The organism is Kutzneria sp. CA-103260 (genome assembly GCF_018263855.1).
In the GTDB taxonomy this organism is placed as follows: Bacteria; Actinomycetota; Actinomycetes; order Mycobacteriales; family Pseudonocardiaceae; genus Kutzneria.
Genome location: NZ_CP073318.1, coordinates 3057041 through 3070973, shown reverse-complemented (window position 1 = coordinate 3070973; position 13933 = coordinate 3057041). Strand labels below are relative to the sequence as shown.

Annotated in this window: 13 protein-coding genes; 6 read left to right on the top strand and 7 right to left on the bottom strand. The window is 70.6% G+C overall.

The window, feature by feature from the left end; genetic code table 11:
* Window positions 1–14: 14 nt before the first annotated feature.
* On the bottom strand, window positions 15–1022 hold the full coding sequence (locus JJ691_RS13270; RefSeq protein WP_211769074.1) for a tyrosine-type recombinase/integrase: 1008 nt from the start codon (window positions 1020–1022) through the stop codon (window positions 15–17).
* Window positions 1023–1728: 706 nt separating this feature from the next.
* Here JJ691_RS13270 and JJ691_RS13265 point away from each other — a divergent pair.
* Window positions 1729–2307, top strand: a complete 579-nt coding sequence (locus JJ691_RS13265; protein WP_211769073.1) for a Uma2 family endonuclease — start codon at window positions 1729–1731, stop codon at window positions 2305–2307.
* Here JJ691_RS13265 and JJ691_RS13260 read toward each other — a convergent pair.
* Window positions 2270–3064, bottom strand: coding sequence for a putative protein N(5)-glutamine methyltransferase (locus tag JJ691_RS13260; RefSeq protein WP_211771447.1), 795 nt, complete (start codon window positions 3062–3064; stop codon window positions 2270–2272). The two genes, JJ691_RS13265 and JJ691_RS13260, sit on opposite strands and share 38 nt — an antisense overlap.
* Before the next feature lie 65 nt (window positions 3065–3129).
* Between JJ691_RS13260 and JJ691_RS13255 the strand changes: the two genes are divergently transcribed.
* Complete coding sequence (locus tag JJ691_RS13255) at window positions 3130–3942, top strand: phosphotransferase family protein (RefSeq protein ID WP_211769072.1); 813 nt, start codon at window positions 3130–3132, stop codon at window positions 3940–3942.
* Here the strand turns inward: JJ691_RS13255 and JJ691_RS13250 are convergent.
* Window positions 3929–4669 carry an SRPBCC family protein gene (locus JJ691_RS13250; RefSeq protein ID WP_211769071.1) on the bottom strand — a complete coding sequence of 247 codons (741 nt, stop codon included), beginning with the start codon at window positions 4667–4669 and terminating at the stop codon, window positions 3929–3931. The two genes, JJ691_RS13255 and JJ691_RS13250, sit on opposite strands and share 14 nt — an antisense overlap.
* Before the next feature lie 90 nt (window positions 4670–4759).
* Here JJ691_RS13250 and JJ691_RS13245 point away from each other — a divergent pair, with 90 nt between their 5' ends.
* Entirely contained in the window at window positions 4760–5239 is a 480-nt protein-coding gene (locus JJ691_RS13245; protein ID WP_211769070.1) for a GNAT family N-acetyltransferase, read from the top strand.
* Here the strand turns inward: JJ691_RS13245 and JJ691_RS13240 are convergent.
* Entirely contained in the window at window positions 5236–5880 is a 645-nt protein-coding gene (locus JJ691_RS13240; RefSeq protein ID WP_249227885.1) for a septation protein IspZ, read from the bottom strand. The two genes, JJ691_RS13245 and JJ691_RS13240, sit on opposite strands and share 4 nt — an antisense overlap.
* Before the next feature lie 151 nt (window positions 5881–6031).
* Here JJ691_RS13240 and JJ691_RS13235 point away from each other — a divergent pair, with 151 nt between their 5' ends.
* Window positions 6032–7432 carry a protein kinase domain-containing protein gene (locus JJ691_RS13235; RefSeq protein ID WP_211769068.1) on the top strand — a complete coding sequence of 467 codons (1401 nt, stop codon included), beginning with the start codon at window positions 6032–6034 and terminating at the stop codon, window positions 7430–7432.
* Window positions 7433–7508: 76 nt separating this feature from the next.
* Here the strand turns inward: JJ691_RS13235 and JJ691_RS13230 are convergent, their stop codons facing one another.
* Window positions 7509–10658 (bottom strand): UvrD-helicase domain-containing protein, encoded by a 3150-nt coding sequence (locus JJ691_RS13230; protein WP_211769067.1) that lies wholly within the window; start codon window positions 10656–10658, stop codon window positions 7509–7511.
* Window positions 10659–10674: 16 nt separating this feature from the next.
* Window positions 10675–12216: an acyl-CoA carboxylase subunit beta gene (locus tag JJ691_RS13225; RefSeq protein WP_211769066.1), complete on the bottom strand. Its 1542-nt coding sequence runs from the start codon at window positions 12214–12216 to the stop codon at window positions 10675–10677.
* A gap of 23 nt (window positions 12217–12239) precedes the next feature.
* Here JJ691_RS13225 and JJ691_RS13220 point away from each other — a divergent pair, with 23 nt between their 5' ends.
* Window positions 12240–12677: a hypothetical protein gene (locus JJ691_RS13220; protein WP_211769065.1), complete on the top strand. Its 438-nt coding sequence runs from the start codon at window positions 12240–12242 to the stop codon at window positions 12675–12677.
* Between the two features lie 35 nt (window positions 12678–12712).
* Entirely contained in the window at window positions 12713–13588 is an 876-nt protein-coding gene (locus tag JJ691_RS13215; RefSeq protein ID WP_211769064.1) for a sucrase ferredoxin, read from the top strand.
* Here the strand turns inward: JJ691_RS13215 and JJ691_RS13210 are convergent, their stop codons facing one another.
* Window positions 13589–13849: a hypothetical protein gene (locus JJ691_RS13210; protein WP_211769063.1), complete on the bottom strand. Its 261-nt coding sequence runs from the start codon at window positions 13847–13849 to the stop codon at window positions 13589–13591.
* Between the last annotated feature and the right edge of the window lie 84 nt (window positions 13850–13933).

The following is a 13933-nucleotide window of genomic DNA, read 5'->3' as shown; positions in this document are numbered from 1 at the left end:
CACACGGTGTCGACTCACGATGGGGTCGACGCCGACGGGGGAGTCTCGACATCCTCGAGCGCACGGTACGTCCGGTTGCTCGCCACCGCCGCCCGCTGCTCCCGACCGGTGGCCTCGATGTAGTTCTGGCTCGTGGCCAGGCTCGCGTGGCCCAGCAGAGCCATGATCTCCGACGCCGTCGCCCCGTCCTCGGCCAACCGCGTCGCGAAGGTGTGGCGCAGCGCGTGCAGACTCGCTCCCACCGGCACCCGGTCGTGCAGACCCGCCCACCGGTAACACGACTTCACCAGGTACTCCAGCGCCCCGCGACCGATCGCCCCGCCCGAACGGTCCCGCAGCAGGGGAGCGCCGCGCCCGAACCGTTCCTGTGGGAACCGGGTCCGGCACGACGCCAGGTAGGCGTCGATCACCTTCTCCATCGACGGCTCCACCGGGATCGACCGGTCCCGGCTGCCCTTGCCGTGGACGTGCAGCCGCATCTCACCCGGCCGCCCCACCAGGGAGTTCACCGTGAGAGTGCGCATCTCCGCGCTGCGCAGACCGGCCAGCAGGCCCAGTGCGATCACCAGCACGTCCCGCTCCGGCCACGGGTCCCGGGCCTTGCGGTCGCCGTGCGCCGCCGCCTTCAGCAGCTGCTCCGGCGTGTCCTCGCCGCGCAACGGCTTGGGTGACAGGGGAGGGGTGCGCGGGCGGGCCACCGCGCCGATCGGGTTGCCCGGCAGCAGGCCGTCGGCCACGCAGAAGGTCAGGAACTGGTTCCAGGTCGACCAGGCCCGCAGCACCGAGGACTTGGCGTGGGTGTCCGCGAACGCGCCGAACGCTGTCCGCAACGACTGCGCCGTCAGGTCCTCCACCAGCAGCATCTCCGGCTCGCCGCCGATCTCCTCCACCAGCAGCGCCGTGATCCCCGCCAGGTCGCGCCGGTAGGCGTCGGTCGTGTGCGGCGAGTCCTTGCGCGGCCGCCGGGCCGCGAAGAACGCCTGCTGCGCGTCCACAAGCCTCATGTGGATCTTGTACAGCACACCTCTGACAGTTTTGCGCGCACGATGGTGATCTTGGAGTTCTTCCCGCCGGTCGTGTCAGCCCGGGCCATGGGCGTCCAGGGAAGCGGCACGGGGGAGCCGGCCTCGGCGAGCAGGTCCGACCGCTGCGCTCGTCCAGGGCGGGGCAGTGGGGCGATACCGCGAGCCGGGGAGTGGTCCAAGCAGTCGCTCCTCGCTCCCGTCCATCCAGTGCGGCGAAGGTGTCACGGCGGCCTCGTCCGACATGCGTGACTCCCCTGGGTCCGCTGATCTACACTGGACCGTTCACTGTCCGTTTTGCTGCATAATCGCCATTATGCATGAAAAGTCCGCTTGCCTAGGGCGGGCTACTCGGCGGTCTCTCCTGGGGGATCTGCCGTGCTCACACCGCCACTGAGCGCCCTGTCGACCCGTCCGGCCTGTCCCGGACGCCATCACGCCGACGACAGCCGTCGGCGCACACGCCACGGAGCAGGTTGTCCGTACGGGCGAATCTGACGCCCAGGCGGCCGTTTCAGACGCCTTCAGTCCAGGCTGAGACGCCGTGAGACATAAGGCCGATAATCTACATTATGTTAAGTAGTAGTGATCTTGACCCTCCTCCGGCGTCAAAGATCACCCGCTAGGCCATTCGGCTCAGTCCTGTCGTCAGAGTTGCGGCATGCTGAGGGCGTCCCCGTTGACCCAACCGATCGGAGCGTGCCCAGTGAGCTCAGGACTCGCGCGTGAGGGCCTGCCGATCAGCATCGAGGAATTCGACGGGCTGCCTACCGACAGCTCGCACCGCTTGGAGATCGAGGACGGTCGACTGCTCGTGATGATCCGCCTTGCTGGCCCGCACATCAAAGCGGCCCGTCGCCTGGCGAACTGCCTGGACGAACAGCTGCCAGATGAGCTGGAAGCGATGGTGGAGTTCGAGGCCGAACTGACCGGCCCGTCGCCTCGGCGGATTCCAGACCTCGTGGTGTGCTCGTCGGAGGTCGGTGACCAGGTGCGCGTGCGTGGCGACGAGATTCTGCTCGCTGTCGAGATCGTGTCGCCCGGCGAGTCGGCTGCTCGTGACTACATCAAGAAGCCCGCCGAATACGCGGCCAACGGCATCCCGACCACTTGGGTGATCGACCTCCAGGAGAACCCGCACAGTCTGACCGTCTACACCCTCGACGACACCGGTCAGTACCACTTCACGTCACCGATCACCGGCACCTACACCGGCGTCGTTGGCGGCCATGAGGTCACGATCGACCTCAGTGCTCTGACGGGTCCCCGTCGTAGGCGGAGCTGACCGGGCGGCGGCCCACCGCGATCGTGCCGTCGACGTCTTCTGAGTGCGCTACCCCGGCGGTCAGGCCGGCGGCGGTGAGCAAACGCGCTGTGGAGGCCGCCTGGCGAACGCTGGTCTCGATGAGCACGTGTCCGCCGGGCCTGAGCCACGCTGAGGCGTCGGCGGCGACTCGGCGATGCAGATCCAGGCCGTCCGAGCCGCCGTCCAGGGCCACCCGGGCCTCATGCTCACGTGCCTCGGGCGGCATCATCCCGATCTCGTCGGTCGGCACGTACGGGGCGTTCACCAGCAGCACGTCGACCCGGCCGCGGATCTCCGCCGGCAAGGCGTCGTACAGATCGCCCTGGAACACCTGTCCGCCAACCGGCTCGACATTACGGCGGGCGCAGCGGACGGCTGCTGGGTCGATCTCCCCCGCGTACAACTCGAATTCGGACATATCGGTCGCTACGGCAACGCCGATCGCCCCGGTGCCGCAGCACAGGTCGACGATCACCCCGCCGGGTGACACCAGCGCCGACGCCCGCTCCACCATGAACTCGGTCCGGCGGCGCGGGACGAACACGCCGGGCTCGACGGCGATGCGGAGGCCGCGGAACTCGGCCCAGCCGACGATGTACTCCAATGGCTCTCCCCCGACGCGTCTGTCCACCATGGACTCCAGCTCGGCGGGCGAAGCGGCGGCTGCCAGCAACAGCGCGGCCTCGTCCTCGGCGAAGACGCAGCCGGCATGACGAAGCCTGGTGACGATGTCGATGGGACGACTCCCCTGGGTGGAAATGGTTGGCCGTCAGTATGGGCTCTCCCCTACGGTTCGCGATCATGTGGCCGGAATCCGACGTGGTCTCGCGCGAGGGTCTGCGCGAAGGCGGCTCGCCGTGGCTGTTGACGTTCGCCGACGGCCGACAGGCCGTGCTCAACGACCGGGGTCCCTTCGACACGGAGGTCGCGGCGCTGACGGCCGCCGCCGAGCACGGCGTGCCGGCGCCACGGGTGCTCGACCTCGGCGACCAGGGCCTGTTGATGTCGGTGGTTGTCGGTACCAGCAAGATTCCGCGCACACCGTCTCCGACCCGACTGCACGCGCTCGGTGTCGCCGCGGCGAAGATCCATGCCGTGGAGTTGGCCCCCACCAAGGATTTGCCGGTCCGGCGCCGTCCGATCGAGGGCGAGGACTTCGAGGCGTGGCGGGCGCGTGAAGGCGCCTCTCCCCTGCTGTTGGCGGCGGCACAGGCCGTCCGGGAGCGTCGTGTGCCGCCGCATCCGACCGTTCTGCTGCATGGGGATCTGTGGCAGGGCAACACGATGTGGCACGACGGCGAGCTGACGGCGGTCGTCGACTGGGACTGCGCCGGCGTCGGCCATCCCGGTGTGGACTTCGGCGAGCTGCGGTGCGAGGTCAACCTGATGTACGGCGCGGAGGCGGCCGATCTGGTGCTGGCCGGCTGGCAGGACGAGGCCGGTCGCTCGGCCCCGGACCTGGCGTATTGGGATGTGGTGGCGTCCCTGAGCACGCCGCCGGACGTGTCGGCGTGGCTGGCGGTGGCCGCGGATCAGGGTCGGGACGACCTGGACGGGCCGACCCTGAACGCGCGTCGGGACGAGTTCCTGGAGGCGGCGCTCAGCCGGCTGTGATCCGGAGGACCAGGTCTTCGATGCGCTGCCGCCAGCCGTAGAGGTCGGCGTCGGCTTCGCTGGCGATGGTCCGGGTGAGTTCGAGCCGCGCGCCGTGCCCGGTGCCTTGGGAGAGTTCGATGTGCACGGAGGGATCGGCGTCCAACTCCCCCAGTGCCGCCTGGACGACGTCGACGGGCCGGGTGAGCTGGCGTTCGAACCGCACCTGCCAGCCGTCGCCGATCCGGGAGACGGTCCCCTGGTCCAGCCCGAACTGGTGGATGAGCTGCTCGTGATGGGCGTCGGAGGGCCGTTCCATGCGGAATTCCGAGTCGCCGTGCACGAGGGCTTCGAGGGCGTTGAGGCAGACGGTCCAGCCGCTGGCGTAGCTGGCGGCGGCGGGGCGGTCGTCGAAGACGTGGGTGAACACGAGCCGGCAGCCGGAGCCGTCGGCGGTGAGCTCGAAGTGGATGAGGTCGTCGCTCTCCCGGGTCATCTGGGGCGGGGCGTGTTCGGAGAAGGCGAAGACCTTGGGCGGGTCGAGCTGGGTGACCACGGCGTGCATGCCGTCGAACTCGATGCGGCCGCCCACCCGCAGGTCGATGGACAGCGCCTTCATCGGGTACCAGGCGTTGAGCTGCTCGGGTTCGGTGATGGCGCGCCAGACGAGCTCGGGCGGGTGCTTGAGGTGGCGTTCGATGCGCAGGGCCGGGCGGCCGTCGTGGTGGGTGCCGAGTGTCGGGTCCATGGCGGCGAATATAGCCGTAGAGGAATATGCTGGCAACGGCATGCGCGAAATCCGCTGGTCCGACGGACGAAGATCGGTCAGGATGCCGCCGTGGCGTGGACAGTCGAGGCGGTGGACCCGGACGGGCCGGTGGGTCTCGGCCTGCTGCGGGAGTACTACACGGAGATCGTCGACCGCTACTGGGGCCGGCCGCAGGCGCCCGAGGTGGTGGACCAGGTGCTGGTCGAGGAGCCCAGCCACGACCTGGTGCCGCCGACCGGCCTGCTGCTGGCCGCCTCCTACGACGGCGAGTTGGCCGGCTGCGGCGGTTTCCGGGTCCTCTCCCCCGGCATCGCCGAGCTGACCCGGGTGTTCCTGCGTCCGTCGCTACGGGGCCGAGGTGGCGGCGCGGCGCTGCTGGCGGAACTGGAACGGGCGGCCGTCGGCCTTGGCCTGACGACCGCCCGCCTGGACACGCGGAAGGACCTGGTCGAGGCGCGCCGGTTGTACGCGCGCCATGGTTATGTCGAGATCCCGGCGTTCAACGACTCGCCGTACGCGGATCACTGGTTCGAGAAGCGCCTGGTCTAGGCGGTGACGGTCTTGTTGCCCAGGCGCAGCGTGATGCCGTGGGCCTTCAGCAGGCGGCGGAACCAGAGCAGGGACACGGCGATGCCGAGGGCGACCATGCTGTAGGAGCCGGCGGTGCTGACCATCAGGAAGTTGCCGACGGTGGCGCTGGCCAGGGCCCACAGCGTGGTGACGCCGTTGGTGATGAACACCAGCGCCCACAGGAACGAGACCTGGCGGAAGAAGCGCTGCACGTGCGGGTGGCCGCTGATGGTGGTGGGGAACGCGCAGAAGTCGTCGGCCAGCTTGGCCAGCAGCGGCCGGTTGAGCGGCAGGGTGGCCAGCAGGATCGCGGCGAAGGCGAAGTTCTGCACGGTCGGCTGCAGGAAGTAGAGGAAGACGCTGCCGGTGAGGTAGCCGATGAGCGTGCGCACGCAGAGCAGTGCCGTGGTCACCCACAGCACGGCGGGGATCTCCTTGCGCAGCACGACGCGGCGCGCGAGCGCCGCCAGCGACCAGCCGAGGGCGGCGAACAGCGCGCCCTGGAGGCCGACGAGGGTGAACACGATGTAGAACAGGCCGAGCGGGACCAGTGTCGACTCCAGCAGGTGCTGGAGGCCACGGCGTAACAGGGCCAGTGGTGCGGGCAGGTGGACCGTCATGTGCTCGGGCATGGGGGGTCGGCCGTCTCGCAGTCGGTGTCGGGGTGGGCGAATGCTAGCGGACGTGCGTGATGGGTCTCTGTGAGGGAGACGTCCGAGGCCCGCTTCGGGTTCACTGATCCGGTTTGCCGATCGCCGCGTAGGAAGCGGTGTGCCGGACAGTGGTGAGTTGATCGACGGGCGCTACCGCTTGGTGTCGTGCATCGGCCGTGGCTCGATGGGCGCGGTCTGGCGGGCGCGCGACGAGCGGCTGGACCGGGTGGTCGCGCTGAAGCTGGTGGTGGTGCGTGGGCTGTCGCCCGACGACGCCTCGGAGCAGGAGGCGGTGGACCGGGCCAAGCGGGAGGGCCGGATCACCGCGCGGCTGCAGCATCCCAACGCGATCTCGGTGCACGACGTGGTCGAGCACGACGGACGGCCGTGCCTGGTGATGGAGTACCTGCCCTCGAAGAGCCTGTCCGAGGTCGTGGAGACCAAGGGTGTGCTGCAGCCAACCGAGGTGGCCACGATCGGCTTCCAGGTGGCCTCGGCGCTGGCCGCGGCCCATGAGCTGGGCATCGTGCACCGGGACGTGAAGCCGGACAACATCCTGTTGGCCGACGACGGCACGGCCAAGATCACGGATTTCGGGATCGCGCGGGCGTCCGACGATGGGGCGGTGACCGCGGCGGGCATTCTCGCGGGCACTCCGGCCTACCTCGCGCCGGAGGTGGCGACCGGGTCGGAGAGCAGCCCGCGGTCGGACGTGTTCTCGCTGGGTTCGACGCTGTACGCGGCTTTCGAGGGCAAGCCGCCGTACGGGATCGACCAGAACACGATCGCGCTGCTGCACCAGGTCGCCTACGGGGAGATCACGCCGCCGAGGCGCGGCGGCGCCGTGGCGGATCTGCTGGTGGAGATGCTGGGGCGCGATCCGGAGAAGCGTCCGACGATGGCGGAGGTGGCGAGCCGGTTCGAGCAGGTCCTGGCCGGTTCGCCACCTCCGCCGGCCGCGCCGGTGCCGCCGGGCACGCAGCGGATGCCGGCGTTGCCGGAACAGCGGCGGGGTTCGCCGGTGGGTCGGTGGCTGGCGTTGGGGGTGCCAGTGGTGGCCGCGGTGGTGGCGGTCAGTCTGCTGGTCGCGCAGCAGTTCGGTGTCCGCCCGGTGGCCTCGCCGGCGCGGTCGACCGGCTCGTCGTCGGTGGTCGTGTCGGCCCCGCCTACGACCACGTCGAGCGCCGCCGATCCGGTGTCCACCGGTGGGGCGTGCTCGGCTCGCTACGACGTGATGAACAGTTGGTCGTCGGGCTACCAGGCGGCGGTGACGATCACCAACCTGACCAGTTCGCAGCTCACGGGTTGGCAGGTCACCTGGCGACTACCCGGCGGTCAGCGGGTGACGAGCCTGTGGAACGGCACCTTCTCCCAGCAGGGTTCGGTGCTGGTGGTGCGCAACGCGTCGTGGAACGCGGTGCTGGCCGCCAACACCTCCACCAGCTTCGGCCTGGTCGCGGGCTCCCCTGGTTCCTCCCCGGCGGAGCCCAAGCTCACCTGCACGACGCTGTCCCAATGACGCTGGGTAGTTGTTGGGAAAGGACCATTCCACACGTTCAACGTCAGGAATGGTCCTTTCCCATCATCCAAAGCCCTTAGAAAAGGCTTTCTTGCTTGGGTTTGCGCTTCTTGGGGACCGGTTCGCCGATACGTTCGGTGACTGAGGGGCTGATGGAGGACAGGAACGGGGAGGGCCTGGCCTGGCGGACCGCGCCGTGGCGGACGCGGGAGGTGGCGTGGCTGAGGTAGAGGTGTTGCTGGGCCCGGGTCATGCCGACGAAGAACAGGCGGCGTTCCTCGTTGACGGCCTCGGGGTCGGGATCCTCCCCCGGCCACCGCATCGGCAGCAGCCCGTCCTCGCAGCCGACCAGGAACACCACCGGGAACTCCAGGCCCTTGGAGGCGTGCAGGGTCAGCAGCGACACGCGGTCGGCCCGGGGATCCCAGGTGTCGACCTCGGCGCCGAGGGCCAGCTCGGACAGGAAGCCGGCCACGTCGTCGCCGAAGCGTGTGGCCAGCGGCATGAGCAGTTCCAGGGCCGTGAAGGCGTCCTCGTCGTCGACGGCGTGCGCCGCCTGCCGGACTCGTTCGACCACGGAGCCGTGTAGCCCGACCAGACCCAGCTCCCAGGCCAGGGCGCGGACGCCGGGGCGGTCGGTGAGCCGGTCGTGGGACCGCTTCTGGAACGGCAGGCCGGCGCGGGTCAGCGCCTCCATCACGGCCTTGGCCTGGCTGCTGGTCCGGTACAGGACGGCGAAGTCGCTGAACGACAGGCCCTGCGTGCCGTCGCCGGCGACCCGGCCGCTGTCGAGGGAGTGGAACGAGGAGCCGCCGAGCAGCTGGTCGATGGTGCGGGCCACGAAACTGGCCTCGGCCTGCTCGTCGATGGCGTGGTGCAGGCCGATGAGGGAGTGCTCGGTGTGCGGGCCACAGGGTTGCAGGGCGCGGTCGGAGACCAGGGTGGTCGGGGTGATGGCCTGCACCGCGCCGGCCAGGATGTGCCGGCCGGAGCGGTAGTTGCGGCCCAGCTGCACCCGGGTCGCCTCGGGGAAGTCGGTCTCGAAGCGTAGGAAGAAGCCGACGTCCGCGCCGCGGAACCGGTAGATGGCCTGGTCGGGGTCGCCGATGGCGGTGAGGTTGCCGTCGGCGGCGCAGAGCAGGCGCAGCAGGCGGTACTGGGTCTCGTCGACGTCCTGGTACTCGTCGACGCTGACCCAGGGCCAGCGGGTCCGGTAGTGCTCGATCAGGGCGGTGTCGCCGGCCAGCAGGTCGACCGGCATCTCCACCAGGTCGTCGAAGTCGACCAGGTCGCGGGCGTGCAGCTCCTTCTTGTACGTCTCGCCGTGCTCGTCGCGCAGCTCCTGGACGACGGTCTCGTCGGCGATGCCGAACCGGGCCGTGAGGCCGACGCGGGCGTGCTGCTCGCGCAGGATCCGGACGCCGAGTGAGTGGAAGGTCGCCACGGTCAGGTCCCGCGCCTGCGGCCCGACCAGGGCTTCCAGGCGCTCGGCCAGCTCGGCGGCGGCGCGGCGGGTGAAGGTGATGGCCAGGCACTGCGAGGCCAGCACGCCGCGTTCGGTGACGAGATGGGCGATGCGGTGGGTCAGGGTGCGGGTCTTGCCGGTGCCCGGGCCGGCGATGATCAGCAACGGGCCGGCGGGCACGGCCGCGGCGGCGCGCTGGTCGGGATCCAGGCCGTCGAGCAGGGAGGGCGCGGGGTCGATGAGCGGGAGCTCCGGCTCCTCGAACAGGACGGGGCCGACCGGCTCGGTCTCGATCAACCCGGGCTCGGCGGCCACCGGGGCAGGCTCGGGTAGCGGTGGCGCGGGCTCGAACAGGCCGGCCGGCTTCTCCACCTGCGCCGCGGCAGTGGCGAGTTCGTCCTCCCCGGAGAACAGGCCCTCCTCGTCGGCCACCACGACCGGCGCCACCCGCTTGGGCTTGGCCGGCGCCGCGAACAGGTCGTCGTCGAACAGCGACACCGACCCGGAGGCCTTGGCCAGCTCCCCCGGCTCGAACAGGCGGATCACGCCGTACTCGCCGTCGTAGCCGGCCTCGCGGATCACCGCACCGCGGCGCAGCCGGCCGATGGCCTCGCCGAGCAGGGTGTTGGAGGCGGTGAGGTCGTCGAGCGGCACGTCGTCGAGAATGCCCAGCTCAGGGCCGTGCGCGGCGGTCAGGCCGGCGATCTCGGCCAGGACCTTCTTGCTCTTGGGGCCGACGCCGAGCAGCTCGCTCATGATCTCCGGCAGCGGGATGAGGCTGCGGAAGTCGACGGGGTCGGCCGGGCGGTAGCCGATCTCGCGGTCGGCCAGCTCCTGGATGCGGCTGAGCACGCCGACGGTGAGCGGTTTGCCGCAGGCCGGGCACAGGCCGTTGTGGGCGATGGTCTCGGCCGGGCCGAACCGGACGTCGCACTTGCGGTGCCCGTCGGAGTGGTACTTGCCCTCCTCGGGGAAGAACTCGACGGTGCCGGCGAAGCCCTCCCGGGTCTCCAGGGCGCGGCGCACGGCGTAGTAGTCCAGGTCGGTGTCGAACATGGTGGCCTCGCGGCCCAGCATCGGCGGCGAGTGCGCGTCGGAGTTGCTGACCAGGGTGTAGCGGTCCAGGCCGGAGACGCGCCAGTTCATCTCGGGGTCGCTGGACAGGCCGGTCTCGGCGGCGAACACGTGGTCGGCGAGGTCGGCGTAGCAGTCGGCGATGGCGTCGAAGCCGGACTTGGAGCCGAGCACCGCGAACCACGGCGTCCACACGTGGGCCGGCACCAGGTAGGAGCCCTCGCCGCTCTCCAGGGTGATCTCCAGCAGGTCGCGGGAGTCCAGGCCGAGGATGGGGCGGCCGTCGGAGCCGAGGTTGCCGATCTTGCCCAGCCGTTTGTTGAACTCGGCGGCGGCGTCGAAGTCGGGCATGTAGATCAGGTGGTGCACCTTGCGGGTGCGGTCGTCCCGCTTGTAGATCGTCGAGATCTCCACGCTGAGCATGAACCGGACGTCGCCGACGCAGCTGGCCGGCAGCGTGCGGGCGATGTCGCGGTCCAGCTCGGGGCGCAGCCGGAACAGGCCGGGTTCGGCCGGCACCAGGTTCTCGCGCAGGTGGTCGTACCAGGCGGGATGGGTGAAGTCACCGGTGCCGACCAGGCTGATGCCCTTGCGCTGGGCCCACCAGGTCAGGTGCTCGAGATCGCAGTCTCGGCTGCATGCCCGGGAGTACTTCGAGTGGATGTGCAGGTCGGCGTAGAAGCGCACCGGCTCGATCTTGCCACTAGGGCCGGGTTCCCCAGTTGGGTGGCCCCACCTGTGCGGGCAGTAGCCGGTACGCGTCGTGCGCCCACTCGCACAGCAGGGCCCGGCTCTCGCGCGGGTCGATGATGTCCTGCACGCCGAAATGCTCCGCGGTGCGGAACGGCGAGGTGAGGGTGGCCAGGCGGTCCTGGATGGCGGCCAGGTCGGCCTCGGGGTCGGCGGAGCGGGCGAGTTCGGCGCGGTAGGCGGCTTCGATGCCGCCCTTGGCCGGCAGCGAGCCCCAGTCACCCGAGGGCCACGCCCAGCTGCGGCCGCCGCGGTGCCGGTTGACGATGCCGGCGCCGCCGACCCCGTACACACGGCGCAGGATGAGCTCGGCCTGCGGCACCCGGGCCTGGTAGACGGCGCTGATGGCGCGGGCTCCGGCGCGCAGGGTGCCGGCGCGTTCGGCGGCGGTGCCGATGGTCATGCCGCCCTGGTCGGTGAGGCTGACCAGCGGCAGGTGGAACGTCTCGCACAGGTCGACCAGCCGGGTGAGGGCCAGCGCGCCGGCGGCGGACAGGGTGTTGCCGCGGTACGGGTCGGTGGCGACCACGCCGACGGGGTGGCCGTCGAGGCGGGCCAGGGCGGTGACGGTGGCGCCGCCGTAGTCGGCGTAGCGGAACACGGAGCCCGTGTCGAAGACGGCGTCCAGGATCGGCGTGATCCGGTACGGGCGGCGGGGGTTGCGCGGGATGGCCGACAGCAGGCTCTCCTCGGCGCGGTCGCGCGGATCGTCGCAGTTCGTGACGGGTGGCAGCTCGTGCACGCTGGACGGCAGGTAGGACAGGAACTGGCGGATCACGGCGAAGGCCTCGGCCTCGGTGGCCACGAAGCGGTCCACGTTGCCGTTGCGGCGGTGCACCTCCGCGCCGCCGAGCTGTTCCTTGTCCACGTCCTCGCCGATGCCGCCGCGCACGACCGGCGGGCCGGCGACGAACAGCTGCGCCAGGCCCTCGACCAGCACGCACAGGTGCGACATGACCGCCCGTGCCGCGCCGAGGCCGACCACGGGCCCCAGACAGGCCGACACGACCGGCACCGTGGACAGGTTGTCGACCACGTGGTCCCAACCCGGGTTGACCGGCACGTAGCTGTAGCCGGCCTGTTCGATCATCTTGACGCTGCCGCCGCCGCTGGCCCCGTCCAGCAGCCGGATCATCGGCAGTCGGAACTGGCCGGCCAGCTGCTCGGCGTAGACCTGCTTGGCGTGGATGGCGGCGTCACCGGAGCCGCCGCGGCCGGTGAAGTCGTCGGCCCCGAGCACGACCTTGCGGCCGTCCAGCCGGGCGGTGCCGGCGACGAGGTTGGCCGGGGTGACGGTGCCGTCGGAGTTGGCGAATCCGGCCAGCGCCCCGATCTCGGCGAAGCTGCTCTGGTCGGCGAGGGCGTCGATGCGTTCGCGCACGGTCATGCGGCCGCTGGCGTGCTGGCGGGCGATCTTGTCCGGTCCGCCGAGGCCGGTGGCCAGCTCGCGGCGGCGCTGGATCCGGGCGACCTCGTCCGACCAGTCCTCGATCATGACCGCCAGCCTAGGGTGACGGCGTGTCCCGTGAATGGCAGACGCCCGTCGGCGAGTTCCTGCTGGTCGGCCTGACCGGCCCGGCCCGGTTGGAGCTGCGTGACCCGGCCACCGACGCCGTCCTGGACCGCGTCGACGAGCTGCCCGTGCGCTTCGGCGACGGGCAGCTGCCGGACTGGGCTGAGGGCGTGTTCTTCGCCCACGACGGCGACGCGGTGGCGCTCGCCGCGAACATCGGCGACGACCCGCACGTGCTGGCCGTCGCGGAGGTCGTGGGCGGTCGACTGCGGCTGCACGCCACCGTCCGGGTGCGGGAGGTCCCGGGCGAGATCATCGACGACATCGCCCTGCACGGCGACACGCTCTACGTGCGGGATTCCGACGATCTGGTCACCGAGTTCGCGTGGCGGGAGCCGGACACGCCGCGACACGTCACGCGGGGTCCATGGCCGCCACAGTGAGGATCACCGGATGTAACCTGGCGAAGGTGCACGACATGTCCGGCAGCTGCTCGGCACTGTCCGCCGCGCTGGCTGAGCCGCCCGCCGGCACCGCGTCCGTGGCCACCGCCTGGCTGTGTGTCGAACAGCCTGGTCCGTGGGGGTCGGACGCCCTGCGCGACAGCCACCTGGACGACGGCCTGGCCGCTGAGTTGTCCCGCCACGCGGAAGGCAGCGGCGTGCGGATCGTGCTGATCCGACGGCCGGGCCAACACGCCGATCACCACCACGCCCAGCCCCGGCAGGTGTACCTGGCGTCCACGCGGCCGGGGGCGTGCTGGCTGGAGTCGACGGTGCTGACCGACCCCAAGCAGCTGCTGGACCTGGACTTCCACGCGGCCGCCGCCGGCCGGCACGTGGGCCTGGGCAGCCGGGTCGAGGAGTCACTGCTGCTGGTGTGCACCAACGGCCGGCGGGACGTGTGCTGCGCGGTGCGGGGCCGCCCGGTGGCGGGCGCGCTGGCGGCGGCCAATCCGGGGCGGGTCTGGGAGACCACGCACACCGGCGGCCACCGTTTCGCGCCGACGGCCGTGCTGCTGCCGACCGGTTATCTCTACGGCCGGGTCACGCCGGCCGACGGACAGCGGCTGCTCGATTCCGCCGACGTCGTGCTGGCCGGCAATCGGGGACGTTCCTGCTGGTCACGGCCGGGGCAGGTGGCCGAGCTGGCGGTCCGGGAACAGCACGGGGAACTGCACCCGGAGTTGTTGTCGGTATCCCCCAACGGCGCCGTCGTCACTCATTCGGATGGCCGGGAATGGGCCGTCACCGTGACGGAACAACCCCAGCCGCCGGCCCGCCCGGCCAGTTGTGGCAAGTCGCCTTCGGTGCCGAGCGCCTTTGTCGCCGACACCGTTGTTCGCACCCGCTGATCAGCCGGCGCGCAACCATTCCGTTCCGCCGTCTTCACCGGAAATCCACCCGGCTGCGGCCGCCGCCTCCGCGGCCAGTCGGCGAGCCTGTTCGATCGGTAGTCCGTTCGTCACGACGATTTCATGCATAATCTGACGGGCAATGCCCATCAGGGCCGCCGCGGCCAGCAGTCGCTCCGCGGTCTCGGCATCGCACATCGGCTGGGCGTTCGCGGCCATCGCCACGTCCCCGCCCAGCACGTAGACCACGTCCACCAGCACGGACGTGCTCACCCGCCGGTCTCGCACAAACGCCAGGATGACACACGAATACCGGAAAACAATTCGTCCAGCCGGGTGAAACGC